Origin of the sequence: Paraburkholderia sp. D15, assembly GCF_029910215.1 — a bacterium.
GTDB lineage: Bacteria > Pseudomonadota > Gammaproteobacteria > Burkholderiales > Burkholderiaceae > Paraburkholderia.
Window position 1 is genome coordinate 3,554,887 of sequence record NZ_CP110395.1, and the last position, 25,490, is coordinate 3,580,376.

27 protein-coding genes are annotated in these 25,490 nt (G+C 63.4%); 12 read left to right on the forward strand and 15 right to left on the reverse strand.

The features are described 5' to 3' along the window. Nucleotides 1-61: 61 nt before the first annotated feature. Complete coding sequence (locus tag LFL96_RS15375) at nucleotides 62-772, forward strand: 16S rRNA pseudouridine(516) synthase (protein WP_280996058.1); 711 nt, start codon at nucleotides 62-64, stop codon at nucleotides 770-772. 168 nt (nucleotides 773-940) lie between these two features. Next, complete coding sequence (locus LFL96_RS15380; RefSeq protein ID WP_280996059.1) at nucleotides 941-1,129, forward strand: hypothetical protein; 189 nt, start codon at nucleotides 941-943, stop codon at nucleotides 1,127-1,129. A 74-nt stretch (nucleotides 1,130-1,203) separates the two neighbouring features. Here the strand turns inward: LFL96_RS15380 and LFL96_RS15385 are convergent, their stop codons facing one another. Next, nucleotides 1,204-2,262, reverse strand: coding sequence for an NAD-dependent epimerase/dehydratase family protein (locus LFL96_RS15385; RefSeq protein ID WP_280996060.1), 1,059 nt, complete (start codon nucleotides 2,260-2,262; stop codon nucleotides 1,204-1,206). A gap of 108 nt (nucleotides 2,263-2,370) precedes the next feature. On the opposite strand from LFL96_RS15385, the gene LFL96_RS15390 reads away from it, so the two are divergent. Both LFL96_RS15390 and LFL96_RS15395 read left to right on the forward strand, forming a co-directional pair. Then, entirely contained in the window at nucleotides 2,371-3,402 is a 1,032-nt protein-coding gene (locus LFL96_RS15390; protein WP_280996061.1) for a CDP-6-deoxy-delta-3,4-glucoseen reductase, read from the forward strand. Between the two features lies 1 nt (nucleotide 3,403). Further along, nucleotides 3,404-3,667, forward strand: coding sequence for a hypothetical protein (locus LFL96_RS15395; protein ID WP_280996062.1), 264 nt, complete (start codon nucleotides 3,404-3,406; stop codon nucleotides 3,665-3,667). A 19-nt stretch (nucleotides 3,668-3,686) separates the two neighbouring features. Here LFL96_RS15395 and LFL96_RS15400 read toward each other — a convergent pair whose 3' ends face one another. Continuing rightward, nucleotides 3,687-4,166, reverse strand: coding sequence for a hypothetical protein (locus LFL96_RS15400; protein WP_280996063.1), 480 nt, complete (start codon nucleotides 4,164-4,166; stop codon nucleotides 3,687-3,689). 703 nt (nucleotides 4,167-4,869) lie between these two features. On the opposite strand from LFL96_RS15400, the gene LFL96_RS15405 reads away from it, so the two are divergent. Both LFL96_RS15405 and LFL96_RS15410 read left to right on the forward strand, forming a co-directional pair. Then, the gene (locus LFL96_RS15405; protein WP_280996064.1) at nucleotides 4,870-6,054 is read left to right on the forward strand and encodes an acetylornithine transaminase; all 1,185 of its coding nucleotides are present in this window, start codon (nucleotides 4,870-4,872) and stop codon (nucleotides 6,052-6,054) included. Nucleotides 6,055-6,072: 18 nt separating this feature from the next. After that, complete coding sequence (locus LFL96_RS15410; RefSeq protein WP_280996065.1) at nucleotides 6,073-6,543, forward strand: GNAT family acetyltransferase; 471 nt, start codon at nucleotides 6,073-6,075, stop codon at nucleotides 6,541-6,543. Nucleotides 6,544-6,665: 122 nt separating this feature from the next. Here LFL96_RS15410 and LFL96_RS15415 read toward each other — a convergent pair whose 3' ends face one another. From LFL96_RS15415 to LFL96_RS15435, 5 genes are all read right to left on the reverse strand, one after another. After that, nucleotides 6,666-7,388: an ABC transporter ATP-binding protein gene (locus LFL96_RS15415; RefSeq protein ID WP_280996066.1), complete on the reverse strand. Its 723-nt coding sequence runs from the start codon at nucleotides 7,386-7,388 to the stop codon at nucleotides 6,666-6,668. Further along, complete coding sequence (locus LFL96_RS15420; protein ID WP_280996067.1) at nucleotides 7,388-8,161, reverse strand: ABC transporter ATP-binding protein; 774 nt, start codon at nucleotides 8,159-8,161, stop codon at nucleotides 7,388-7,390. The genes LFL96_RS15415 and LFL96_RS15420 overlap by 1 nt, the downstream gene beginning before the upstream one ends. 17 nt (nucleotides 8,162-8,178) lie before the next feature. Beyond that, nucleotides 8,179-9,348 carry an ABC transporter ATP-binding protein gene (locus LFL96_RS15425; RefSeq protein ID WP_280996068.1) on the reverse strand — a complete coding sequence of 390 codons (1,170 nt, stop codon included), beginning with the start codon at nucleotides 9,346-9,348 and terminating at the stop codon, nucleotides 8,179-8,181. Between the two features lie 18 nt (nucleotides 9,349-9,366). After that, on the reverse strand, nucleotides 9,367-10,317 hold the full coding sequence (locus LFL96_RS15430) for a branched-chain amino acid ABC transporter permease (RefSeq protein ID WP_280996069.1): 951 nt from the start codon (nucleotides 10,315-10,317) through the stop codon (nucleotides 9,367-9,369). A gap of 228 nt (nucleotides 10,318-10,545) precedes the next feature. Beyond that, nucleotides 10,546-11,745 carry a branched-chain amino acid ABC transporter substrate-binding protein gene (locus LFL96_RS15435; protein ID WP_280996070.1) on the reverse strand — a complete coding sequence of 400 codons (1,200 nt, stop codon included), beginning with the start codon at nucleotides 11,743-11,745 and terminating at the stop codon, nucleotides 10,546-10,548. Nucleotides 11,746-11,843: 98 nt separating this feature from the next. On the opposite strand from LFL96_RS15435, the gene LFL96_RS15440 reads away from it, so the two are divergent. Further along, nucleotides 11,844-12,278 carry a hypothetical protein gene (locus tag LFL96_RS15440; protein ID WP_280996071.1) on the forward strand — a complete coding sequence of 145 codons (435 nt, stop codon included), beginning with the start codon at nucleotides 11,844-11,846 and terminating at the stop codon, nucleotides 12,276-12,278. Nucleotides 12,279-12,304: 26 nt separating this feature from the next. On the opposite strand, the gene ispH is transcribed toward LFL96_RS15440, so the two are convergent. Then, nucleotides 12,305-13,264: a 4-hydroxy-3-methylbut-2-enyl diphosphate reductase gene (gene ispH, locus LFL96_RS15445; RefSeq protein ID WP_280996072.1), complete on the reverse strand. Its 960-nt coding sequence runs from the start codon at nucleotides 13,262-13,264 to the stop codon at nucleotides 12,305-12,307. A 2-nt stretch (nucleotides 13,265-13,266) separates the two neighbouring features. Then, nucleotides 13,267-13,722 (reverse strand): peptidylprolyl isomerase, encoded by a 456-nt coding sequence (locus tag LFL96_RS15450; protein WP_280996073.1) that lies wholly within the window; start codon nucleotides 13,720-13,722, stop codon nucleotides 13,267-13,269. Between the two features lie 201 nt (nucleotides 13,723-13,923). On the opposite strand from LFL96_RS15450, the gene radC reads away from it, so the two are divergent. The 4 genes from radC to nadB all read left to right on the forward strand — a co-directional run bounded on the left by radC (nucleotide 13,924) and on the right by nadB (nucleotide 17,266). Then, complete coding sequence (gene radC, locus LFL96_RS15455) at nucleotides 13,924-14,700, forward strand: DNA repair protein RadC (RefSeq protein ID WP_280996074.1); 777 nt, start codon at nucleotides 13,924-13,926, stop codon at nucleotides 14,698-14,700. Nucleotides 14,701-14,983: 283 nt separating this feature from the next. Then, the gene (rpmB, locus tag LFL96_RS15460; RefSeq protein ID WP_064268656.1) at nucleotides 14,984-15,217 is read left to right on the forward strand and encodes a 50S ribosomal protein L28; all 234 of its coding nucleotides are present in this window, start codon (nucleotides 14,984-14,986) and stop codon (nucleotides 15,215-15,217) included. Between the two features lie 10 nt (nucleotides 15,218-15,227). After that, nucleotides 15,228-15,395 (forward strand): 50S ribosomal protein L33, encoded by a 168-nt coding sequence (gene rpmG / locus LFL96_RS15465; RefSeq protein WP_007180630.1) that lies wholly within the window; start codon nucleotides 15,228-15,230, stop codon nucleotides 15,393-15,395. Nucleotides 15,396-15,667: 272 nt separating this feature from the next. Then, nucleotides 15,668-17,266: an L-aspartate oxidase gene (nadB, locus tag LFL96_RS15470; protein WP_280996075.1), complete on the forward strand. Its 1,599-nt coding sequence runs from the start codon at nucleotides 15,668-15,670 to the stop codon at nucleotides 17,264-17,266. Between the two features lie 182 nt (nucleotides 17,267-17,448). Here nadB and nadC read toward each other — a convergent pair whose 3' ends face one another. From nadC to purN, 6 genes are all read right to left on the reverse strand, one after another. Beyond that, nucleotides 17,449-18,360 carry a carboxylating nicotinate-nucleotide diphosphorylase gene (gene nadC, locus LFL96_RS15475; protein WP_280996076.1) on the reverse strand — a complete coding sequence of 304 codons (912 nt, stop codon included), beginning with the start codon at nucleotides 18,358-18,360 and terminating at the stop codon, nucleotides 17,449-17,451. Next, the gene (gene nadA, locus LFL96_RS15480) at nucleotides 18,360-19,499 is read right to left on the reverse strand and encodes a quinolinate synthase NadA (RefSeq protein WP_280996077.1); all 1,140 of its coding nucleotides are present in this window, start codon (nucleotides 19,497-19,499) and stop codon (nucleotides 18,360-18,362) included. Before nadA ends, nadC begins: the two co-directional genes overlap by 1 nt. A 130-nt stretch (nucleotides 19,500-19,629) precedes the next feature. Then, nucleotides 19,630-20,826 (reverse strand): acyl-CoA desaturase, encoded by a 1,197-nt coding sequence (locus tag LFL96_RS15485; protein WP_280996078.1) that lies wholly within the window; start codon nucleotides 20,824-20,826, stop codon nucleotides 19,630-19,632. 202 nt (nucleotides 20,827-21,028) lie between these two features. Continuing rightward, nucleotides 21,029-22,384, reverse strand: a complete 1,356-nt coding sequence (locus LFL96_RS15490) for a mechanosensitive ion channel domain-containing protein (protein ID WP_280996079.1) — start codon at nucleotides 22,382-22,384, stop codon at nucleotides 21,029-21,031. A gap of 76 nt (nucleotides 22,385-22,460) precedes the next feature. Further along, a complete protein-coding gene (locus LFL96_RS15495) occupies nucleotides 22,461-23,720 on the reverse strand; it encodes an RsmB/NOP family class I SAM-dependent RNA methyltransferase (protein ID WP_280996080.1) in 1,260 nt (419 codons plus the stop codon). Further along, a complete protein-coding gene (gene purN / locus LFL96_RS15500) occupies nucleotides 23,717-24,370 on the reverse strand; it encodes a phosphoribosylglycinamide formyltransferase (protein ID WP_280996081.1) in 654 nt (217 codons plus the stop codon). The genes LFL96_RS15495 and purN overlap by 4 nt, the downstream gene beginning before the upstream one ends. Before the next feature lie 117 nt (nucleotides 24,371-24,487). Here purN and LFL96_RS15505 point away from each other — a divergent pair, with 117 nt between their 5' ends. After that, nucleotides 24,488-25,483: a bifunctional riboflavin kinase/FAD synthetase gene (locus LFL96_RS15505; RefSeq protein WP_280996082.1), complete on the forward strand. Its 996-nt coding sequence runs from the start codon at nucleotides 24,488-24,490 to the stop codon at nucleotides 25,481-25,483. The last annotated feature ends 7 nt before the right edge of the window (nucleotides 25,484-25,490 follow it).

Here is a 25,490-nt window from a genome sequence, read left to right on the forward strand (position 1 = left end):
ATCGTGTTCCGGCGCGGGTCGCGGCGCGCTCCGCTTCTTGCGGTGTTATTCTTCGCTCGCCATGAATCTCGAAAGCATTCTCTTCACCCAGGGCTTCGGCTCGCGGCGCCAGTGCCGCGCGCTGATCGGCGACGCGCGCGTGAGCGTGGACGGCGCCGTGCGTACCGATCCCGACACCGATTTCCCCATTACCGGCGATGCCTTCACGTTCAGCGTGGACGGCGTCGTCTGGCCGTATCGCGAGCACGCGTATCTGTTGCTGAACAAGCCGGCCGGCTACGAATGTTCGCGCGATCCGCAGCATCATCCGAGCGTCTTCAGTCTGTTGCCGCCGCAGTTCGCCGAGCGTGGCGTGCAATGCGTGGGGCGGCTCGATCAGGACACCACCGGCCTGCTGCTGCTCTCCGACGACGGCAAGTTCGTGCACCTGTTCACGTCGCCGAAACGCAAGGTGCCGAAGCTGTACGTCGCCACCACGCGTCATCCGCTCGACGACGCGCAGTTGACCCGATTGCGCGACGGCGTGCTGCTGCATGGCGAACCGAAACCCATCGCCGCCGTCGATGCGACGGCGCGCGGCGAACATGCGCTCGCGCTCACCGTGATGGAAGGCAAGTATCACCAGGTCAAGCGGATGATCGCCGCGGCGGGCAATCGCTGCGAGGCGTTGCATCGCGAGCGGATCGGCGGACTCGCGCTGCCCGCGACGCTCGCGCCCGGCGCATGGCAATGGCTCGACGCCGCCGACCTCGGATGTTTACGGAGCGGGTAAACCGCTAGTGCTCGTTCAAGATGTTGATCCGGCTGGAAAACCGCTGTGCGCGGCCGCACGCAAGCGTTGCCGGACGGGGTTCGCGCGCTGCGGCGCAGCATGCTCTTCCTTACACGTCGCCCTATACTCGTTTAAACAATGACTACAAAGGGTTCAAGGAGGGGCGCCATGATCATCCACGACACTTTCCGCGTTTCGACCGTGATGATTGTTTTTCTGTGCGTCGGCCTGGTTCTGATCGGCGCGCTGCTGGTCACGATGCGACTGCGACATAGCTATCATCCGAATCTGATCGGGGCATTGATCGGCGCGATGCTGTGTTTCCTCCTGCTGGAGGCGCTGCCGGCGCTGACTTAGACGCGTTGTGCAGGTTCTGCAGGTTCTGCTGACGGCACGGTGGCGCTACGCGGCCGGCTATCTGGCCGGCTGTCTCACCCCTTCTTCGGCGCGGCCTCGCGCAGAAAATCCGCCACGCTCGGATAGCGCAACCGCATGCGCAATTCCGTCTTCAGCCGCCGGTTCCCGAGCCGCCGCGATTCGCGCATGAACGACAGCATGGTCGGCTCGATCTGCTGCTCCGCCTGCGCGCGCGTGATGCGCGGCGCGCGGGCACGGCCGAAGGCGTCGGCCACCGCATCGAAGTACTCACCCATTTTCAGCGACGAATCGTCGGACGCATGGACCACGCGCGCCGGCCGTCCATGCGTGGCGAGGCGCACCAGGATCGCCGCGAGGTCGTCGGCGTGGATGTGATTGGTGTAGACGTCGTCGGCGTCGATCAGCGCCGGCGTGCCCTTGTCGAGCCGCGCGAGCGGCAGACGATTGGCCGCGTAAATGCCGGGAATCCGCGCGATGCTGGCACGCACCCCGCCGCGCGCGGTCGCCCGGCGCAACTGCCGCTCCGCCGACACGCGACGTTTGGCACGCGCATTTGCCGCGTTGACGGTACGCGTCTCGTCGATCCACGCGCCGCCGCAATCGCCGTAGACGCCCGTCGTGCTCGCGTAGACGAGGCGCAGCGGCGCGCGCGAAGCGGCGGAACGGCGCACCCGGTCGGGTACAATATCGGCTGTTCCGGATCCGGCCCACAAGGCGTCGTCGGTCAGCGCGGTGCGTTCGCGGCGCAGGCGGCCAGACGGCAGCGTCATGGGCGCCATGGCGGCGCGCAATGCGCGAGCGCGCGTACGGCCCGCGCTCAGGGCGGCGAGCAATGCACGGGTGCGCAGATCGTCGTCGCCGGTCTTTTGCGGTGGCGCGAGATGCAGCACGGTCGGCGCCAGTCCCGCGAGCCGTTTCAGACTACGACGCCGGTCCAGATCGCCGATCAACGGCGTGACGCCGGCGGCGCGCAGGTCCGCGCGGCGCTCGGGGTGGCTGGTCAGCGCGAAGACGTGTGCGCGCGGTTGCAGCAGCGGCACGCAGCGCATGCCGACATCGCCGCAACCGACGATCAGCACGCGCGGCCGGCGAAAGTGTCGTGTCGTTTTCATGGTGGACGCATTGTAGCCGCCAGCCGCACCAGACGCCGCGTCGTGCCGTACCGGCATGCGCGAGGCGGGTCCGATAAAGATTACTGACTCTTCGATTTCCCACAATTTATGGCATTTAACGTCACGCTCCGGCAAAGCGGCCGGCAGTTTCAGGTAGAACAGGACGAACCGGTGCTGAGCGCCGCGCTGCGCCAGGGCATCGGCCTGCCGTACGGCTGCAAGAACGGCGCGTGCGGTTCGTGCAAGGGCGCCGTCGTCAGCGGTCAGATCGAACAACGCGCGCATTCGTCGTCGGCATTGTCGAACGACGAGAAGACGCGCGGCATGGCGCTCTTCTGCTGCGCGACCGCGTGCTCCGATCTCGAAGTCGACATTCGCGAGGTGGCCGGCGTCGGCGACGTGCAGGTGAAGAAGCTGCCGTGCCGCGTCAATGCGATCGAGCGCAAGGCCGACGACGTCGTCGTGCTGAAACTGCAACTGCCCGCCAACGAACGTCTGCAGTATCTGGCCGGCCAGTACCTCGAATTCATCCTGAAGGACGGCAAGCGCCGCAGCTATTCGATGGCGAGCGCACCGCACGTCGAGGGGCCGATCGAACTGCACATCCGCCATATGCCCGGCGGCGCGTTCACCGATCACGTGTTCAATACGCTGAAAGAGCGCGACATCCTGCGCTTCGAAGCGCCGCTCGGCACCTTCTTCCTGCGCGAGGATTCCGACAAGCCGATCGTGCTGCTCGCGTCGGGCACGGGCTTCGCGCCGCTGAAGGCGATCATCGAGCATGCGGTGTTCAAGAACCTCGACCGGCCGATGACGTTGTACTGGGGCGCGCGCCGCAAGAAGGATCTCTATCTGCTCGACCTCGCGGAACAGTGGGCGCGCGAGATTCCGAACTTCAAGTTCGTGCCGGTGCTGTCGGAGCCGGATGCGAGCGACGCATGGACGGGCCGCGTCGGCTTCGTGCATCGCGCGGTGATCGAGGATTTGCCGGATCTGTCCGCATATCAGGTGTACGCATGCGGTGCGCCGGTGATGGTCGAATCGGCGCAGCGCGATTTCACCCAGCACCACGCGCTGCCGGAAGACGAGTTCTACGCGGACTCGTTCACGAGCGCTGCCGATCTGGCAAACGCGGTTTGAGATGAGCGACATCGGCGGCGCCGGCGTGTGTGCGCCGCCGATCGCCATGGCTGTTTCCCGAAGCGCGGCTGGCAAGACGGCCGCGCTTTGCACAGGTGGCGGCGGCTTCATCGGCGGCGACGGCGTCGAAGTACAACGCGTGAGCCTGACTCTCGAGCGCGGCGCAATCAGGATGCAATATTTTGTGCAGGGCGCTGCACCCGTCGCTATCCACGGTACCCAGATTCGAAGCGAGAAAATCGACCGCCGTCAGCGTGTCGAATAGCCGGGGACCATACACCGGCTCATGGTGTGCAACGCGGTTGCGCGTCTGATGGAATCTGCTCCAGTTGAACGGCGACCGTCGACCTGTCGATGGCCTTGCTCGGAAAGATGCGCTTCAGCGCGGGTTTCCAGAGCGTCTGCTCGTACTCCCGCGAAAAGAGCCGCTTCCAGAAATACAGCGTGAGTTGCGTGATTACCTGACCGCCGCGAACGACAATCGACCTTTGCCGCGCACCGATCCGCAATTCATGCTCGAGGTCCGGCGGCACACCTCGACGGAACGCCACCTCATCGAGGGCGCGCTTGTCGGCCGCATCCAATTTGATGTAGGCCGCGCGTTGCGCTCCGCGTACCGCCGCTTCGATCTTGCCGCGCTCCTCGTCTTTCCAGACAAACGGCGCCGGTGGGCAGCGTAGCCAGCCTTCCCCACCGAAATGTTCGCTGAGCCGATCGCAGATCGCATTGCGAAGCGCGATTTCGATGACCGCCGTCACGCTCATCAAGGTCCCGGCGAGTCGCAGCATCTGCTGATGCAGCGCAATGGCGTCGCGTGGCGTGGCGGACATCTCTCGAAACGTCGCAAGTCGCTCGTCGGAAAACAGTTTGGTCACGGCGGAAATTTCCGCGTCTGTCAGGCACTCCATTGACGACAACCTCCATGGGTTTTAGAATCGCCAGCGATAAGTCGGGATCAGTGTTGGCAGCTATCTTCGGATGGGCGAACCCCCGGCTTCCTGATCCAGAAAGGGCGCTCAGTCGAGCGCCCTTTCGCATTTCTGGCGGCGTTCGCGGCGACATAGCCTCGTGAATTCGCCGTCCTTGCGTCATCACAAGCGCCTCCCCCCAACCGCCGCCGTCACATTTTAGTCAGCCGCCGATCTCATAATCGTCACTACGCATGAATGCGCGCGGCGATGAAAAATACCCATCCTGTGCAAATTCATGGTTTACACCGGCGCTTTCCTTGTCGTATTCTTTCGCGCATGAACCGCATCCAATCCGAACTTCGACGTCGCCGCTCGCCGCTCCCCTAGGGACGCCGCTGGCTTCGTCACGGATTCGCGCCACACACGGCGCACGCTGTTCGAATCATGAAAGCCACGGCATGCCGTGGCTTTTTTGTTTTTCCGGTCGCCGCTGCGTAGCCCGCAATGTCGGCCAACGCTCATCCACCCTTTACCCCGCTGTCTGGAGCTAGCCGTCATGAATTTCTCCGAGTACCCGATCGAGTCGCTGATGTACATCACGAACCGGCCCGAAATCGTTTTCACGCACGGCAAGGGCTCGTGGCTCTACGACAATAACGGCAAGCGATATCTGGACTTCATCCAGGGCTGGGCGGTCAATAGCCTCGGGCACAGCAACGAAGGCATGATCGAAGCGCTGAACAGGCAGGCCAAGCTGCTGTTCAATCCGTCGCCGGCGTTCTACAACGAGCCGATGGCACGGCTCGCCGGTCTGCTCACTCAGCACAGCTGCTTCGACAAGGTGTTTTTCGCCAACAGCGGCGCCGAAGCCAACGAAGGCGCGATCAAGCTCGCGCGCAAGTGGGGCAAGAAGTTCAAGGACGGTGCGTTCGAGATCATCACGTTCGATCACAGCTTCCACGGCCGCACGCTCGCCACCATGTCGGCAAGCGGCAAGCCGGGCTGGGACACGATCTACGCGCCGCAGGTGCCGGGCTTCCCGAAGGCGGATCTGAACGACATCGCGTCGGTGGAAAAGCTGATCAACGCGAAGACGGTCGCCGTGATGCTCGAACCGATTCAAGGCGAAGGCGGCGTGATTCCGGCCACGCGTGAGTTCATGGAGCAACTGCGCGCGCTGACCAGACAGCACAACCTGCTGCTGATCGTCGACGAAGTGCAAAGCGGTTGCGGCCGCGCGGGTACGCTGTTCGCGTACGAACTGTCGGGCATCGAGCCGGACATCATGACGCTCGGCAAGGGCATCGGCGGCGGCGTGCCGCTCGCGGCGCTGCTGTCGAAGGCGGAAGTCGCCGTGTTCGAAGCCGGCGATCAGGGCGGCACCTACAACGGCAACCCGTTGATGACCGCGGTCGGCTATTCGGTGATCTCGCAACTGGTGGCGCCAGGCTTCCTCGAAGGCGTGCGCGCACGCGGCGAGTATCTGCGCTCGAAGCTGCTGGAACTGTCGGCGGAACGCGGCTTTAACGGCGAGCGCGGGGAAGGCCTGCTGCGCGCGCTGCTGCTTGGCAAGGACATCGGCAACCAGATCGTCGAGAAAGCCCGCGACATGCAACCGGACGGCCTGCTGCTGAACGCGGCGCGCCCGAACCTGCTGCGCTTCATGCCGGCGCTGAACGTCACGAACGAAGAAATCGACCAGATGATGGCGATGCTGCGTTCGATTCTCGACACGCTGTAATCACTCAGGAACCACCCGATGACGACGACCGCCCCGCTCTCGATCCGCCGCTTCGACGCGCGCGACACCGACGCCGTGGTCGCACTGTGGCAGGAAGCGTTTCCCGAGTACCGGGACGTGACGAGGCCGCAGCGCAATCCGCATCTGTCGATCGCCAACAAACTCGCGACGCAGCCCGAACTGTTCTTCGTCGCGACGCTCGACGAGCGTATCGTCGGCACGGTGATGGGCGGTTACGACGGGCACCGCGGCTGGCTGTATTCGCTCGCGGTGGATGCGTCGCTGCGGCGTCACGGCATCGGCACCCGGCTGGTCGCGCATGTCGAGGCGGTACTGACGGGGCTCGGTTGCCCGAAGCTGAATCTGCAGGTGTTGTCGGCGAAGGCCGACGTCCGCGAGTTTTACGAGGCGCTCGGGTATCGCGCGGATGCGGTGATCAGTCTCGGCAAGCGGCTAGGCGAACTGGCCGGGCCGGTCGCATCGAATTGAGCTGAACTGCGCTGAAACTGAACTGAGTACGCCCCAATAGAAAAAGGCTGCATGCGAAAACGCATGCAGCCTTTTTTACGTCGGTCGCTTAAGCCGGTCGTTCGACCGGCCTACGCGCCTGCTTATTCGCCGAGATACGCGGCGCGCACCTTCGGGTCGTCCAGCATCTGCTTCGCGTCACCCGACATCGTGACCAGACCCGAGTCCATCACATAGCCGCGATTGGCCGCCTGCAGCGCCAGACGTGCGTTCTGCTCGACCAGCAGCACGGTCATGCCTTCGGCCGAAATCGCCCGCACCACTTCGAAGATCTTCTCGACCATGATCGGCGACAGACCCATCGACGGTTCGTCCAGCAGCAACAGCTTGGGACGCGAGATGATCGCGCGCGCCATCGCCAGCATCTGCTGTTCGCCGCCCGAGAGCGTGCCCGCGTATTGCGCGGCACGTTCCTTCAGACGCGGGAAGAAGCCGAACATACGATCCACGTCCGCCTTGATGCCGTCCGTGTCCGTGCGCAGATAAGCGCCCATCTGCATGTTCTCGACGATCGACATGCGCGCGAAGATACCGCGGCCTTCCGGCACCATCGCCAGACCCTTCTTCAGCAGCACGTGCGGCGCCATGCCCTTGATCGACTCGCCCATGTACTCGATGTCGCCGATCGTGTAGGGCTTCAGGCCCGTGATCGCCTTCATCGTGGTGGTCTTGCCCGCGCCGTTCGCGCCGATCAGCGTGACCAGCTCGCCCTGCTGCACTTCCAGGTCGATCCCCTTGACTGCCTGAATGCCGCCGTAGTTGACCTGAAGGCCCTTGATTTTCAACATTGCTTGTGTGGTGGACATCAGTGGACTCCCGCACCCAGATAAGCTTCGATCACCTTCGGATCCTTCTGCACGTCTTGCGGCAGACCTTGCGCAATCACCTTGCCGTAGTCGAGCACCGTCATCTGGTTGCACAGACCCATCACGAGTTTCACGTCGTGCTCGATCAGGAGAATCGTCTTGCCGTCGGCGCGGATCTTGTCGAGCAGCTTGGTCAGCTCGACCTTTTCCGTCGCGTTCATGCCGGCCGCCGGCTCGTCCAGCGCGAGCAGTTTCGGATCGGTCGCCAGTGCGCGCGCGATCTCCAGACGACGCTGGTGACCGTACGACAGATTGCGCGACGTGTAGTCCGCGTACTGTGCGATGCCGACGTACTCCAGCAGTTCAATTGCGCGTTCCTTGATCTCGCGCTCTTCCTGGCGTTCGCCGGGCGTCTGGAACACCGCGCCCAGCAGGCCGTGTTTCGTACGCACGTGACGGCCGACCATCACGTTTTCCAGCGCGGTCATACCGCCGAACAGACGGATGTTCTGGAACGTCCGCGCGATGCCGGCCTTCGCCACCTGATACACCGCGGTCGGCGTGTAGTTCTCGCCGTCGAGCTTGAAGTCCCCCGAATCCGGCGTGTACAGGCCCGTGATCACGTTGAAGAAGGTCGTCTTGCCGGCGCCGTTCGGGCCGATCAGGCCGTAAATGGTGCCTGCCTTGATCTCCAGTCCGACGTCGGACAGAGCCTGCAGACCACCGAAGCGTTTGTTGACGCCTTTGACGGACAGTCGAATGTTGTCGCTCATTATTTTCTCTCCCCGGCTTAGGCGCGAACCGGCTTCTTGCCGCCACGCTTCGACAGTTTCGCAATCTTGTCTTCATGCTTGGGCGACGGCCACAAGCCTTCCGAGCGGTACAGCATGATCAGCACCATCGCGAGCGCGTAGACCAGCTGACGGATCACTTCCGTATCGACGATTTCGTGACCGAAGACCATGTTCTGCAGCGGACCCATCGTCGAGCGCAGGAATTCCGGCAGCACGGCGAGCAGCACCGCGCCGAGAATCACGCCCGGGATGTGACCCATGCCGCCCAGCACCACGCAGGCCAGCACGACGATCGATTCCGGCAGCGTGAACGATTCCGGCGACACGAAGCCCTGGAACGAACCGAACATCGCGCCCGACAGGCCGCCGAACGACGCGCCCATCGCGAACGCCAGCAGCTTCACGTTACGGGTGTTGATGCCCATCGCCTTGGCGGCGATTTCGTCTTCGCGGATCGCGGCCCATGCACGGCCGATACGCGAGTGCTGCAGACGCGTACACACCCAGATCACCAGCAGCGCGGCCAGCACGAACAGGTAGTAGTACGAGTACACCGACGGGAACTGGAAGCCGAACAGCGTGTGCGTCTGCGCGAGGCTGAAGTCGCCGACGTGCACCGGATCGATCGCGGTGATCCCCTTCGGGCCGTTGGTGATGTTCACCGGACGGTCGAGGTTGTTCATGAAGATCCGCACGATTTCCCCGAAGCCCAACGTCACGATGGCGAGGTAATCGCCCCGCAGACGCAGCGTCGGTGCGCCGAGCAGCACGCCGAACAGCGCGGCCAGACCCATCGCGCACGGCACGATGATCAGGAACGGCACGTGCAGCCCGTTCGGCGCGAAATGCGCGATCCACTCGAATTGCGTCGACAGGTGCGGCGAGCTGAGCAGCGCCGAGACGTAGGCGCCAACCGCGTAGAACGCGATGTAGCCCAGGTCCAGCAGGCCGGCGAAGCCGACCACCACGTTCAGGCCCAGCGCGAGCATCACGTACAGCATCGCGAAGTCGAGCACGCGGACCCAGTAGTTGCCGCCGGCCGCGCCGATGATCATCGGTGCGGCGATCACGAAGATCGCGGTGAGGATGCCGACGGTCAGCGTCTTCGTCAGGTTCTTTTCAGGGATGAGCGTCGTGGACGGCTCGATCGGTTGAATTGAGGTCATGTCTATTTACTCCCTGGATCAGGCGCGATCTGCAACGCGTTCGCCGAGCAGACCCGACGGACGGAACACCAGCACAATGATCAGCACGATGAAAGCGAACACGTCCTGATAGTTACTGCCGAACACCCCGCCGGTGAGATTGCCGATGTAGCCGGCGCCCAGCTGTTCGATCAGGCCGAGCAGCACGCCGCCCACCATCGCGCCGCCGAGGTTGCCGATCCCGCCGAGCACCGCCGCGGTAAAGGCCTTCAAGCCGGGGATGAAGCCCATGTAGAAGTGCGCATTGCCGTATTCGGACGCGATCATCACGCCGGCCAGTGCGGCGAGCGCCGAGCCGATCATGAAGGTCGCCGAAATCACGAAGTTCGGGTTCACGCCCATCAGCGACGCATTGCCCGGATTCTCGGCAATGGCGCGCATCGCGCGGCCCAGCTTGGTCTTGTGCACGAGCAGCAGCAGGCCGCCCATCACGAGGAACGCCACCACGATGATCACGATTTCAGTCATCGAAATCACGGCGCCGGGCGTCGTGTCGGTGGCCTTGATCACGTTGAGCGGGTCGGTGGGCAACAGCTGCGGGAACGGCAGCGGGTTGCGCGACCAGATCATCATGGCCAGCGTCTGCAGCAGGATCGACACGCCGATCGCGGTGATCAGCGGGGCCAGACGCGGCGCTTTGCGCAACGGCCGGTAAGCCACGCGCTCGATCGTGTAGCCGACCGCCGCGCACACGATGGCCGCGATGATCAACGCAATGACGAGCGTCGGCACGTTGCCGAGGCCGGGGAAGTGGTTCTGCAGCACGCCTATGGCTGAGAGCGCGACCATCGCGCCTACCATCAACACGTCGCCATGCGCGAAGTTGATGATGCCCAGAATGCCGTAAACCATCGTATAGCCCAGTGCGATGATGGCGTAAACGCTGCCAAGCACCAGCCCGTTGAGGACCTGCTGGATGAAGATATCCATTTAATGCTCCTTAGCCCGTGCAACTGGATTCGCGTTGTTCATCAGCCGGTGGGCGGTGATGCGTGACGGAATCTCAACGGCACTGCGGGTACTGATGTAAAAGACCGGTAAGGGTTATCCGCCGCCGGTTCGCCGGACGACCGGGATGCGGTCGCAAGCTCGCCTTGAGCGGATGCAAAAACGGCACCGTTGGGTGGTTTCGGTGCCGTCAGGCTGAACGTCCCGTCATCACATCTTCACGACGTCGAGAACCGCTTTCTTGCCGTCCTTGAAGTCGTAAAGCGTAATGGCGCCCTCTTTCAAATCACCCTTGTCGTCGAACGCGATGTGGCCGATTACCCCGTTGTAATCGGTTGACGGCATCGCAGCCAGCACCTTGGGCGCCTCGATAGAATTAGCGCGCTTCATTGCATCGACAATCACGTACACAGCGTCATACGTGAACGGCGCGTAAATCTGCACCGGCGTGTGGAAGCGGTCCACGTACTTCTTTTCGAAGTCCGCTCCCTTATCCATCTTCGAAAGCGCGAGTCCCGCCTCCGAGCAGACCAGGTTTTGCACGGCGGATCCCGCCAGCTCCCCTACCTTGTCGGTACACACGCCGTCGCCGCCAAGGATTTTTGCCCTGATACCGAGCGCCGCCGCCTGTTTGGTAAACGGCCCGCCCGTTGCGTCCATGCCGCCGAACATGATCACGTCCGGCTGAACACTCTTGATCTTCGTGAGGATGGCCCGGAAATCCGTGGCCCGGTCGTTCGTCGCTTCACGCGCGACGATCTTCGCTCCGCTCGCCTGCACGGTCTTCGCGAATTCGTCCGCGAGCCCCTTACCGTAGGCGGTTGCATCGTCCACTACGGCGATGCGTCTGGCGCTCAACGCCTTCGTGGCGTAATCGGCGAGCGCCGGGCCTTGCTGCGCGTCGGTGGCGACGACCCGGTAGGTCGTCTTGAAACCCTGCAGCGTGTAGGCCGGATTGGTCGACGACGGCGAGATCTGCACGATGCCCGCATCGCTATAGATCTTCGAAGCCGGAATCGACACCCCCGAATTCAGATGCCCGACCACCGCGACCACGTGATCGTCGACCAGCTTCTGCGCGACGGCGGTGCCCGTTTTCGGGTCCGCTGCATCGTCCTGCGCGTCGAGCTCCAGCTGAATCCTGTGACCGTCGATCGTCAAACCCTGCGTATTGATTTCCTCGACCGCCAGACGCGCGCCGTTCTCATTGTCCTTGCCAAGATGCGCAATGCCGCCCGTCAAAGGGGCCGCATGACCGATCTTCACGATAGTCGCCTCGCTTGCCGGTGCCGCCGCCGTCGTGGCCGCCGATGCACCTGCTCCCGCCTCGCCATCCTGTTTCTTGCCGCACGCGGTCAGCATCGCAACCGCGGCCGCGATGGACACGGCGTAAGCAAACTTGACTCGCATTAAGTAGGTCTCCTGCGCCTTGCAAAATCTCGTGTTCCGGGCCTGGAGGCCTTGAGAACGCGCGCATTGTAACTCCAATTTTGCGACGGGCAATATTGTTGAAACGACAGGGTTTTCCTGCATTGCAACCTTATTTTGAGAGCGAAATTCGCATACAGGCGCAACCCGGTTGCGACTATTTTTCGTGCATCAGTTGCACCACCGCCGCGCCCCATGGCATCAAGTGTTGTGGCGAATTGGCTCAAACCCCGGTTGCAGCGCCTTTTGCGTCAGGTATTACGTTTCTATTGGCACTGTTGATCACGCACTATTTTAGTGCGTCAAAAATGCACGCAAGCGGTTTAACGCGCAATAAACGGGGCCGCATCAATGGGATCGAGTTTAAAAACTCATTCGGATTTCAAAAGAATTTGTGCGCAAGGACACCAAAAGCGACTGGCTCGCTTGATATGGCACTTTTTATTTGGAACGCGCCGGCCAGCGCCGGACGAAAAAAAAGCGCGCCCTCGGGCGCGCTTTTCTTACAGGGTTAGCTGATTGTCAGGCTTTCCCGCTCAGCTCAGGCTGGCAGACCCAGCCCGCGCGGCAACGGAAACGCGATGTTTTCCTCGATGCCTTCGAGCGCACGCACGTTGCGCACGCCGAGTTCACGCAAACGGGCGATCACTGCCTGCGCGAGCACTTCGGGCGCCGACGCACCCGCCGTCACGCCGATGCGGCGCTTGCCCTCGACCCACACCGGATCGATCTGATCGGGCGAATCCACCATATAGGCAGGCACGCCGAGCTTTTCGGCCAGTTCACGCAAGCGGTTCGAGTTCGAGCTGTTCGGGCTGCCCACCACGATCACGACGTCGCATTGCGGCGCCATGAATTTCACCGCGTCCTGACGGTTCTGCGTGGCGTAACAGATGTCCTGCTTCTTCGGTTCTCGGATAGACGGATATTTGGTCTTCAGCGCGCGGATGATTTCGGCGGCGTCGTCGACCGACAGCGTGGTCTGCGTGACGAACGCGATCCGCTCGGGGTCGTCCAGCTGCAGGGCCTGCACGTCCTCGATATCTTCGACCAGATGCATCCCCTCGCCGGCCTGCCCCATGGTCCCCTCGACCTCGGGATGGCCCTTGTGGCCGATCATGACGATGTCGAAACCGTCCTGGCGCATTTTCGCGACTTCGATGTGCACCTTGGTCACGAGCGGACACGTCGCGTCATAAACCCGCAGCCCGCGCGACTCGGCTTCGGAGCGCACGGCCTTCGACACGCCGTGCGCGCTGAAGATCACCGTGTTGCCGGCCGGCACCTCTTCCAGCCGTTCGATGAAGATCGCGCCCTTCTTGCGCAGATCTTCGACGACGTAGGCGTTATGGACGATTTCGTGGCGCACGTAGATCGGCGAGCCGTGCAGCTTGATGGCCCGTTCGACGATCTCGATCGCGCGATCGACGCCGGCACAGAACCCGCGCGGCTGCGCCAGCAGGATCTCGGTTTCGGCGAGAGTCGTATCCGTGATGCTCATGTTTACAGAATCCCGATGATTTTCACTTCGAACGCCAGCGCCTGGCCGGCAAGCGGGTGGTTGAAATCGAACAGGGCCGACGTTTCGCCGACTTCCTTCAGAACGCCGGCGTAGCGGCCGCCACCCGGCGCGTTGAATTCGACCAGATCGCCCGGCGAAAAATCCTCGCCGATCATGCTGTTTTCGCGCAGCGTGGCCAGCGACACGCGCTGGATCAATTCCGGGTTACGCGGGCCGAACGCCTGATCCGGGGTTAGCCGAAAGGTCGAATGGTGGCCGACCTTCAAACCCATCAAAATAGCTTCCAGCGACGGTGCCAGTTGGCCGGCACCCAGCAGCAGCGTGGCCGGCTTTTCGGTGAAGGTGTTGATGACTTCGGCGCCATCGGCAAGGGAAAGCCGGTAGTGAAGCGTCACGTGTGAACCGGGTTTCACCTCGGAAATGTCGATGATGCTCATGCAATGCTCGCTCAGTCGAAGCGCGCTGCACGCGGGCGACGCGGGCGCTGGCGGCGCCTCGTCCACGCGTGTGGCAAACCGTCGGGGGTGCCGTGCGCAAAGCGCCTATTGTAAGCCACCTAGCCAGCGGCGGCTTGGGTGCGTCGCACCGGCCGCGATGGTGCGCGTCGCCCACAACTCGAAGCGGAGGACACTCTATATATGGCAGAAAACGCCAGCTTGATCGATGGAACCCCTTCCACTGCGACGGTCCCGGCCGTCGCGCCAACCCCGGCGTCGCGCGGCAAACGGCCACGCCTGGGGCTGGTACGCGGCAAATGGCTGAAGCGCGACATGCCGCGCGAACGGCTGCTCGAACGTGGCGCCGGCGTGCTGTCGGACACCGAGATGATCGCGCTCGTGCTGGGTTCCGGCCTGCCGGGCCACGACGTGTTCAGCGTCGCGCGGGCGCTGCTGCAGCGTTTCGGTTCGCTGCGCGCGATGCTCGACGCCACCTATTCGGATTTCGAAGGCATCCGCGGCATCGGGCCGGCGAAAATCGCGCAACTGCTCGCCATCATGGAAATGGCGCGCCGCTCGCTGGTCGACGTCATGCGCGAACGTCCGCTGCTGAACTCGCCCGAAGTGGTGGAAAAATTTCTCCGCCTGCGCATCGGCACGCTTCAGCAGGAAGTGTTCATGTCGCTCTATCTCGACGCGCGCCATCGTCTGATCGAATGCGAGCAGAGCGCGCAGGGCACGCTTACGCGGATGGCGGTCTATCCTCGCGAAATCGCACGGCGCGCGCTTGCGTTGAATGCGGCCAGCCTGATCGTCGCGCATAATCACCCGTCCGGCGTCGTCGAACCCAGCGCCAGCGACTGCCAACTGACACGAACGTTGCGCGACGCCCTCGCGCTGATCGACGTACAACTGGTCGATCATCTCGTGATCGGCGTCGACAGGGTTTTCTCGTTTGCCCGCGCCGGCTGGCCCTGACAGCGATGCGGCACCGATCGCGACCGGCTTGCGGGCCGCCCGAAACCGCTGGAACCTGGACGGCGCGGGCGTTGCGCGGAGTAAGGTGTCGCAAATAAGGTTTGATTTTGCGGCTTTTTTTCTGCTAGAATTCCGGTTTGCCTTATTTCCAACCCCCTGTTCCGAAGCCACCAAGGCGTTCCGGAAAGGACCAAGCGCCTCTAGTTTCATAACTTAAGCGTGGCTCTTTTCGGGAAACTTTCACGGCGTTCGAACTCAGAATTAGCGTATTAGGAGTGCTCTCATGGCACGCGTATGCCAAGTAACTGGGAAAGCGCCGATGAGCGGCAACAACGTTTCCCACGCGAACAACAAAACCAAGCGCCGGTTCCTGCCGAACCTGCAAAGCCGCCGTATCTGGGTGGAAAGCGAAAACCGTTTCGTGCGTCTGCGCATTTCGAACGCTGGTCTGCGCTTGATCGACAAGAACGGTATCGACGCTGTGCTCGCAGATCTGCGCGCACGCGGTGAAGCCTAAGGAGTAAATCATGGCGAAAGGCGCACGCGACAAGATCAAGCTGGAATCGACCGCAGGCACGGGTCACTTCTACACGACGACGAAGAACAAACGCAACATGCCGGAAAAGATGCTGATCAAGAAGTTTGATCCGGTCGTCCGTAAGCACGTTGAGTACAAGGAAACCAAGATTAAATAAATCTTGGCTCCAGCCCTCTGACGAAGGCAAAGACACACTGAAAAGCCTCGCATTCATGCGAGGCTTTTTTGTTTTTAGCGTCACCGATTGCCGCCGGGCTCACGATCTTAGCGCCTCACTTTTCTCCTCGTCTTAAAACGCACCTTCGCGTACTCAGATAGTCCTAACCCGTTTGGCCAGCTTTCCCTAGTCCAGCGCGGCGCGTATCCTTTCGTGTTTCGACGTCGGGTAGACATCTCGTCGTCACGGCAAAACGATAGGAGATGCGTGGCATGGAATTCGATGTGGCGATTGTCGGTAGCGGGCTGGCGGGCTTGAGCGTGGCACTCAATCTCGCCGAGACCCGGCGGGTTGCGGTGGTCGCCAAGCGATCGATGACTGAAGGCGCGAGCGATTGGGCGCAAGGCGGCATTGCCGCGGTGCTGGACTCGGCGGATAGCATCGAAAACCACGTGCGCGATACGCTGATTGCCGGCGGCGGTTTGTGTGACGAAGCGGCGACGCGCTATATCGTCGAACACGGGCGTGCGGCGATCGAATGGCTGATCAGCCAGGGCGTGCCGTTCACGCGGGATGACGCCGCGGAACTCGGCTTCCATCTGACGCGTGAAGGCGGCCATAGCCATCGGCGCATCATTCACGCCGCGGACGCTACAGGCCACGCCGTGGTCGCCACGCTCAGCGAACGCGTGCGCCGTCATCCGAATATCACGCTGCTCGAAGACCACTACGCGATCGACCTGATTACGTCAGATCGCCTCGGGCTGCCGGGGCGTCGTTGTCATGGCCTGTACGCGCTCGACCTGCAAAACGGCCGTACCGTGACCATCGAGGCGCCGCACACCGTGCTCGCCACCGGTGGCGCCGGCAAGGTCTATCTGTACACCACCAATCCCGACACCGCGACGGGCGATGGCATCGCGATGGCATGGCGCGCGGGTTGCCGCGTGTCGAACATGGAGTTCATCCAGTTCCACCCGACCTGCCTGTTCCATCCGTACGCGAAGTCGTTTCTGATTTCCGAGGCCGTGCGCGGCGAAGGCGGCATCCTGAAGCTGCCGGATGGCACGCGTTTCATGCCGAATCACGACGAGCGCGCCGAACTCGCGCCGCGCGACATCGTTGCCCGCGCGATCGACTTCGAGATCAAGAAGCGAGGCATCGACTGCGTGTATCTGGACATCAGCCATCAGTCGCCCGAATTTTTGCGCGAGCACTTTCCGACCATCCTCGCGCGCTGTCTGGAGTTCGGCATCGACATCACCAAAGAACCGATTCCGGTCGTGCCGGCCGCGCATTACACATGCGGCGGTGTCGTCACGGACCTGGCGGGGCGCACTGATCTCGCGGGCCTTTACGCAGTGGGCGAGACATCGTGCACGGGGCTCCACGGCGCCAATCGTCTTGCCAGCAACTCGCTGCTCGAATGCCTCGTGATTGGACGGTCGGCCGCGCAGGCGATCGAAGAGGAAGGGTTCAGCGCCGCCGTCCACGCGCCGCTGCCCGATTGGGACGAAAGCCGCGTGTCGGACCCGGACGAAGAAGTCGTGGTCGCGCACAACTGGGACGAACTGCGCAGGCTGATGTGGAATTACGTCGGGATCGTGCGCACCGATAAGCGCCTGATGCGTGCCAAGCATCGGCTTGCACTTCTGCGCGACGAGATCCACGAGTACTACGCGAACTTCAAGGTCAGCCGCGATCTACTCGAACTGCGCAACCTGGTGGACGTGGCGTCGTTGATCGTCGAAGGCGCGCGGTCGCGACGCGAAAGCCGTGGGCTGCACTTCAGCCGCGACTGGCCAGCCACCCTGCCGAAGGCGCTGCCGTCGGTGCTGTCGCCGGAGCACGTGCGCAATCGCAACGTGTGACGTTGAACCCGCTCGCGCTTCGCATCCGTTGGCCGGGCGGGTTACATGAGTCCAAGGAAATAAAAAGGCCATCGCCAGTTGAACAATCTGGCGATGGCCTTTCTTTATTCGACGGCCTTCTTCATCCAAAATCCAAAGCCACGCGTGTCGGGCCAATTGGGTAGGCTAAGAACGTCCCCCCCTCAAACAATCCGCATCGAGTAATCGGCCGCGCGAACGTCCTTCGTCAGCGCGCCAATCGACACTCGGTCGACGCCCGTTTCCGCGATCGTCTTCACCGTGTCGAAGTTCACCCCGCCCGACACCTCCAGCACCGCCCGGCCAGCGGTGATACGCACCGCGTCACGCATCGCATCGAACGAAAAATTATCCAGCAGGACGGATTGCGCACGATGCGCCAACGCCGTATCCAGTTGCTCGAGCGTTTCGACTTCGATCTGGATCGACACGCCGGCGTTGAGCGCCAACGCCGCATCCATCGCTGCGCCGACTCCACCGGCCGCCGCGATGTGGTTTTCCTTGATCAGAATGCCGTCGTAAAGCGCGAGACGCTGGTTCGCTCCACCGCCCACGCGCACCGCGTACTTCTGCGCGAGCCGCAAACCAGGCAAGGTCTTGCGCGTGTCCAGAATGCGCGTTTGCGTATGCGCGATGGCATCGACATACCGGCGCGTAGCGCTCGCCACGCCCGACAACAACTGCAGAAAATTCAGCGCATTGCGCTCCGCCGTCAGCAGCGCGCGCACCGGTCCGCGCAGTTCGCACACCGGCGTGTTCGCCGTCATGCGATCGCCCTCCCGGTACAACCAGCGCACTTCGATGCGCGCATCCACTTCGCGCACGACCGCATTGAACCAGGGCACACCGCACAGCACCGCATCTTCACGGACGATGATGCGCGCGTCGCGCACCTCGTCCGCCGGAACCAGACGGCCGGTCTGATCGCCACTGCCGACGTCTTCGGCCAGCGCATCGGCGACATTGCGCGCCAGCGCTGCGTCGAACGCCGCGCCGTATTGCGCGCGAATTTCCGCGAAAAGCGGCGACACCGCGTCGCCCGAATTACGTTCCACCACGTTTTCGACCGCCCCCATCACGCCGCCCCCACGTTCGAATACAACTGCGCGTCGCGCGCGAGATCGCCGCTCGCCTGCACGCGCTTCTTGTGACGCGCGGCGAAATCCAGCATCCGGTCGATGGGCAAACGCGCCCGCTCGCCGATCGCTGCGTCGACGAAAATTTCGTTGTGGCCGCGCTCCAGTACGTCGGCCAGATTCGCGAGACCGTTCATGGCCATCCACGGGCAATGCGCGCAGCTCTTGCAGGTGGCGCTGTTGCCGGCCGTGGGCGCGGCGATCAAGGTCTTGCCCGGCGCGGCGAGTTGCATCTTGTGCAAAATGCCGAGGTCCGTCGCGACGATGAAATGGCTTGCGTCGAGCTTCTGCGCGGCGTCGATCAACTGGGTGGTCGAGCCCACCACGTCCGCCTGCGCCACTACGTTGGCCGGCGACTCCGGATGCACCAGCACCTTCGCGTCCGGATACTCGGCGCGCAGCAGATCGAGCTCGATGCCCTTGAACTCGTCGTGCACGAGACACGAACCCTGCCACAACAGCATGTCCGCGCCGGTCTTGTTCTGAATGTAGCTGCCGAGGTGCCGGTCCGGCGCCCAGATGATTTTCTCGCCACGCGCGTGCAGATCGGCAACGATCTCCAGTCCGATCGACGACGTCACCATCCAGTCCGCGCGCGCCTTCACCGCTGCGCTGGTGTTCGCGTAGACCACCACCGTGCGATCCGGATGCGCGTCGCAGAACGCGGAAAATTCATCCGCGGGGCAGCCGAGATCGAGCGAACAGGTCGCGTCGAGATCGGGCATCAGAATGCGCTTGTTGGGGCTGAGGATTTTCGCGGTCTCGCCCATGAAGCGAACGCCCGCCACCACCAGCGTCTGCGCTTCGTGGTCGCGCCCGAAGCGCGCCATTTCCAGCGAGTCGGCCACGCAGCCGCCGGTTTCGTCGGCGAGTTCCTGCAATTCCGCATCGACGTAGTAATGCGCGACGAGTACCGCTTTCTCGCGTTCGAGCAGCGCGCGAATGCGCGTCTTCAGTGCCGCCTTTTCCTGCGCCGACGGCATGTCGGGTACCTTCGCCCACGCCTGCCCGATCCCGCAGGTCATGCCTTGCGCTTGCGGCCGGTCGTATTCGACGGTCCTGATCGCCTGCTGATCCATGATCTCCTCTGCCCTCGCTCTGCCGCCGCGAATGGTCAACGACGCGTCGTCGCAATTTTCGCGGCCCAAAAAGCAAAACCCCGCCAACGCGGGGTTTTGTGACGTACCGGGATTTTAATGGATTTCGGTATCAGGCATAACGACGCAGTCGCATCGCAAATTCCTGCAGCGCCTTGATGCCGCTCTGTTCGGCGCGATGACACCAATCCTGCAACTGCTGCAGCAGTTGCTCACGCGATGCGTTGGAGCGTTCCCACATGGACGCGAGTTCGTTGCGCATGTCGATGTAGGTCTTCAGCTTCTGGCTGTTCGCGAAGATCTGCGGCAACTGACGCTTCTGCGGCTCGTCCAGACCCGCTTCTTCCTTGTGGAACCAGCTACGCGCACCGCGCATCACCTGGTACTTCTCGCGCGCACCGACTTCCTTCAGATGCGCAAGCTCCTGACGATACGCGCGCTTGAGCGCCTTGCCGTAACGCGCCATCACTTCGTAGCGATTGGCCAGCACAGCCTGCAGCGTGTCCTGATCGAGCACCAGCTTGCCGGTGGTCAGACGCGGCGTGGGCGCGACCTTCTTCACCTTGGCGAGACGGAACGCCGACATGATGCGGATGTACATCCAGCCGATGTCGAACTCGTACCATTTGTTCGACAGCTTGGCCGAGGTCGCATACGTGTGGTGATTGTTATGCAGCTCCTCGCCGCCGATGATGATGCCCCACGGGAAAATGTTGGTGCTCGCATCCGACGAGTTGAAGTTGCGGTAACCCCAGAAGTGCGCGAGACCATTGACCACGCCGGCCGCCCAGAACGGGATCCACACCATCTGCACCGCCCAGATGGTCAGGCCGACCACGCCGAACAGCGCGATGTTCAGCACCATCATCAGGCTCACGCCGAGAATCGGGTATTTGGTGTACACATTGCGTTCCATCCAGTCGTTCGGCGTGCCGTGACTGAACTTGCGCATGGTTTCTTCGTTTTTCGCTTCGGTGCGGTACAGTTCCGCGCCTTCGAGCAACACCTTCCAGATACCGCGCGTTTGCGGGCTGTGCGGATCTTCTTCGGTCTCGCACTTGGCATGGTGCTTACGGTGAATCGCGGCCCATTGGCCGGTCAGCATGCCGGTGGTCATCCACAGCCAGAACCGGAAAAAATGACTGACGACGGGATGCAGCTCCAGCGCGCGGTGCGCCTGGCAGCGATGCAGATAAACGGTCACGCCGATAATCGTGACGTGCGTCACGGCCAGCGTGTACAGCACGAGTTGCCACCACGAGAAGCGCAGCAGGCCGTGGGCAAGGAAGTCGAGCAAGGAATTCAACAAGGCGATTTACCTGTGGAACGAGAGACACGAGACACGCGCGACATGCCCGTGTCAAGAAAGTGAAAGCATACAGCGGGATTGGACGTCATTCTACTTGAACCGTTCCAAGTGTTTGTAACAAATAGAGATTTTTTGTGGGATATCAACAGGATGGCACTCTCCGGCGGCCCTTTTCGCGCGACCGGAGAGGGTGGGATGCCTGTCAGCGGGCGCCGTCCGCCTGATTGGCTGCCGGAGCGGTCATAGTTACCGGCTGCGGCATCGCGGCACTCGCATTGCCGACGATCCGGATTTCGCGTTGCGCGAATGGAATCGAGATGTCGTGCTCGGAGAACAGACGCCAGATGTTGCGGTTCACCGTGGATCGAACGCCCGAGGTGCCAGTGGCCGCGTCCTCGATCCAGAAACCCAGCTCGAGATTGATGCCGTCGGCGCCGAAGCTTGCCAGATACGGCGTGGGCGCGGGCTCCTGGAGCACCCGCGGCACGCCTTCGGCGGCTTGGGCGAGGAGCGCCATCGCCTGTTCGACGTTCGACGTGTATGCGACCTGGACCGCCACCTTCGCGTAACCACGGGTCAGATACGACGACTGGTTCTGCACCACGTCCGTGATCAGCTTTTCGTTCGGGATCAGCGTCTCGATGCCGTCGAGACCGCGCACGACGGTGTAGCGCGTGCGGATCTGCGTGACCATGCCTTGCAGGCCGCTCACGTTGATCGTGTCGCCGATCCGCAGCGACCGGTCGATCAGGATGATGAAGCCCGACACGTAATTGCTGGCGATCTTCTGCAGCCCGAACCCGAGTCCGACACCGAGCGCGCCGCCGAACACGCCGAGCACGGTGATGTCGATGCCGACCAGCGACAGGCTGATCAGAATCGCGGCCAGCATCAGCGCCGCCCGGCCGACGCGCGCCACCACCACCTTCAGGTTGGCGTCGAGCGTGGTGGAGCGGATCAGGCGGTCCTCGAAGGTCGAGCCGAGCCACATCGCGACGACCATCGTCACGCACACCCACAGCAGACCGGTGGTAAGCGAGAGCAGCGTCATGTGCGCATTGGCGACGCGGAAATGCACGCTGGCCATCCACGCGATCACGTCGTCCTGAATGCCCATCACGGTCAGCACCATGCCGGCCCAGACGATCAGCGAGACGAACTTCTCGACGAGGAACAGCCACGGATGGGTCACGCCGTCGTGGCTGAACACGCGCCGCGCGAAGAAAAACACGATGTAGATCAGGCCGATGCCGAACAGCGGCACCAGCGCCAGATCGAGCAGCGCGGTATGCATGAACGGCCCGGCGATCGCGCGCGCCACCCACACGAGCGCCGCGCCGATCAGCGGGAAGAACGCGCGGTTCAGGCTTTCCGCGCCGAAGCGCAGCGTCTGGTAGCGGGTCTGCCGGCGCAGGTCCAGCGTGCGTCGCAGTAGCCGCGCGAGCAGCCACGCCAGCGCGAGCGTGCCGAGCAGCACGCCGACCTGCCAGAGCATCACGGGCTGTCCGAAATCGCGCGAGACGTCGCCGAACATATGAGAAAAGATACGGTTATGCATGATGTCGCCGAAACCGCCGGCGCCCGTGGACTCGAAAACCGAGCCCGCCGGCGCCGGCCAATCGCTGTCGCGCTGCTTAGCTCTGGCGCTCCAGCACGGCGGCGAAGAAGCCGTCGGTGGCGTGACGATGCGGCCACAGCGACAGGTAGTCGCCCATTTCCAGCTCGATCCGCTGCTCGGCCAGCACGTCGCGCGCCGGCACCAGCACGAAGTCCGGGTGATCGGCGAGGAACTGCTGGACGACCGCTTCGTTTTCCGCTTCCAGAATCGAGCAGGTCGCGTAGACGAGGCGGCCGCCCTTCTTCACCAGACGCGCGGCGCTCGCCAGAATCGACGCCTGCTTCGGCGCCAGTTCGGTGATCGACTCGGGCGACTGGCGCCACTTCAGGTCCGGATTGCGGCGCAGGGTGCCGAGGCCGCTACACGGCGCGTCGACCAGCACGCGGTCGATCTTGCCGGCCAGCCGCTTGATCTTCGCGTCGTGTTCGCTGTCGATCAGCACCGGATTGACGTTCGACAGACCGCTGCGCGCAAGGCGCGGCTTGAGCTTGGCCAGACGCCGCTCGGAGATGTCGAACGCATAGAGACGGCCGGTGGAGCGCATTGCCGCGCCCAGCGCCAGCGTCTTGCCGCCCGCGCCCGCGCAGAAGTCGACGATCATCTCGCCGCGCTTCGGCGCAACCAGCGAGCACAGCAACTGGCTGCCCTCGTCCTGCACTTCGAGCCAGCCGTGCTGGAACGCGTCGAGCTTGGTGAGCGGCGGCTTGCCGACCACCCGCACGCCGAACGGCGCGAACGGCGTGGCGCCGGCCTCGATGCCGGCCTTCGACAGCGCGTTCAGCACGTCGTCGCGGCTGGCCTTGATCGGGTTCGCGCGCAGATCCAGCGGCGCCGGGTAATTCAGCGCGGCAGCCAGTTGCGCGAGTTCGGCAGCTTCGAAGCGCTTGTTCAGCGCCTGATAGATCCAGTCGGGCAGATTCAGGCGAATCCGCAGCGGCAGGCTGTCCGGATCGATCGTCGCGACGTGTTCGAGCCAGCGCGATTCCGCTTCCGAGACGAACGGCTTGAGCGCCGTGCGCCCCGCCGTCTGCATCAAGCCCAGCAAGGCCATGCGGCGTGCCGGGCTGCCCGCGCCGCTCTCGGCGAGGTGGGCGAATTCCATGCGCCGGCGCAGCACCGCGAACACGGCCTCCGCGATCACGCCGCGCTCGCCGTGTCCGAGCTTCGGATGCGCGCGGAAAAAGCGGCTGGTGGTGGCATCGGCCGGGCCGTTCAGTCTCAGGACTTCAGCCAGCAAAGTCTCGGTTTGTCCAATCAAAAAACCATGCAATCTCATACGCCCTCTCCGGCGGTGTGACCGGCAAAGAGCCATTGCGGCTCCGGCGGCGTTAGCGTGACGCGCAGGCCGTCGAGCGCAAGACGCCCTTCGACGAACCAGCGCACCGCGCGTGGATAAATGATGTGTTCGGTTGCCAGCACGCGTTCGGCGAGCGTGGCGGGGGTGTCGCCAGCGTCGACGGGCACCGCCGCCTGCGCGACGATCGGCCCGTGATCCAGCTGCGACGTGACGAAATGCACCGACGCGCCGTGCAGCCGCACGCCGGCGTCCAGCGCCTGCTGATGGGTTTTCAGGCCCGGAAAGCTAGGCAGCAGCGACGGGTGCACGTTCAGCATGCGCCCGGCGTAATGATCGACGAAACCGGCGGTGAGCACCCGCATGAAGCCGGCGAGCACCACGAGATCGGGCGCGAACGCGTCGATCTGCCGGGCCAGCGCCGCGTCGAAGCTGTCGCGATCCGGATACTCGCGGTGGTCGACCACCGCCGTGGCAATGCCGTTCGACGCCGCGAACGCAAGGCCCGCGGCGTCAGGACGGTTGGCAATCACGGCGGCGACCTGGGCGGGCCAGGCCTCGTCCGAGCAGGCTCGCACGATCGCTTCCATGTTGCTTCCCCGTCCGGAAATCAGGATGACGAGTTTTTTCATCCGCGGATTTTATCATTCGGGGGACCCCGAAACCGCGACGCGCCGCCGTCTCGTGCGCCGAGCGTTTATAATCGTTTGTTTTGCGGCACCCCGGCCGCCCTACTCCAACCCGCTATCGTGAGAGTCTTCCGCGGTCTTCCCAATGCTGAAAGCCGTGCGCCCTGCGCACTGACCATCGGCAACTTCGACGGTGTCCACCGCGGCCATCAGGCTTTGCTCGCGCACGTTCGCGCGGCGGCGGATGCACGCGGCCTGCCCGTCTGCGTGATGACCTTCGAGCCGCACCCGCGCGAGTTCTTCAACCCGGCCGGCGCGCCGCCGCGCATCGCGCTGCTGCGCGACAAGCTGGAAGCGCTGCGCGCCAACGGCGTCGACCGCGTGGTGGTCGAGCATTTCAATCACACGTTCGCGAGCCAGTCGCCGGCCACGTTCGTCGAGCGGATCATCGTCAACGGGCTGCACGCGCGCTGGGTGATGATCGGCGACGACTTCCGCTACGGCGCGAAGCGCGCGGGCGATTTCGCGTCGCTGAAGGCTGCGGGTCAGCAATACGGTTTCGAGGTCGAGCAGATGGCCACGGTGGCCGATCCGTCCGGTGCGCGCATTTCCAGCTCGGGCGTGCGCGCCGCGCTGGTGGCGGGCGATCTCGACGCGGCGCGCGCCGCGCTCGGCCGCGATTACCTGATCAGCGGCCACGTCGTGCACGGCATGAAGCTCGGCCGCGATCTCGGCTTTCCCACGTTGAACCTGGCCATCGCGCACAAGCGGCCGGCGCTCGCGGGCATTTTCGTGGTGCGCGTGCACGGCGTGGCGGACGAGCCGCTGCCGGGCGTCGCGAGCCTCGGCCTGCGCCCCACCGTCGACGATTCCGGCCGCGTGCTGCTCGAAGTGCATCTGCTGGACTGGCACGGCGACGCGTACGGCAAGCTCGTGCGCATCGAATTCCTGAAGAAGCTGCGCGACGAGGAAAAGTACGTCGACCTCGAAACGCTGACGGCCGCGATCGCGCGCGACGTCGCCAACGCCCGCGCCTGGTTCGCGGCCGTCGGCGCCGGTACGCCGGGCAGCCGGTCCACCGGCTTCGCCACCTCGGCCACCGACCGAATTAGATAGCCGCCGC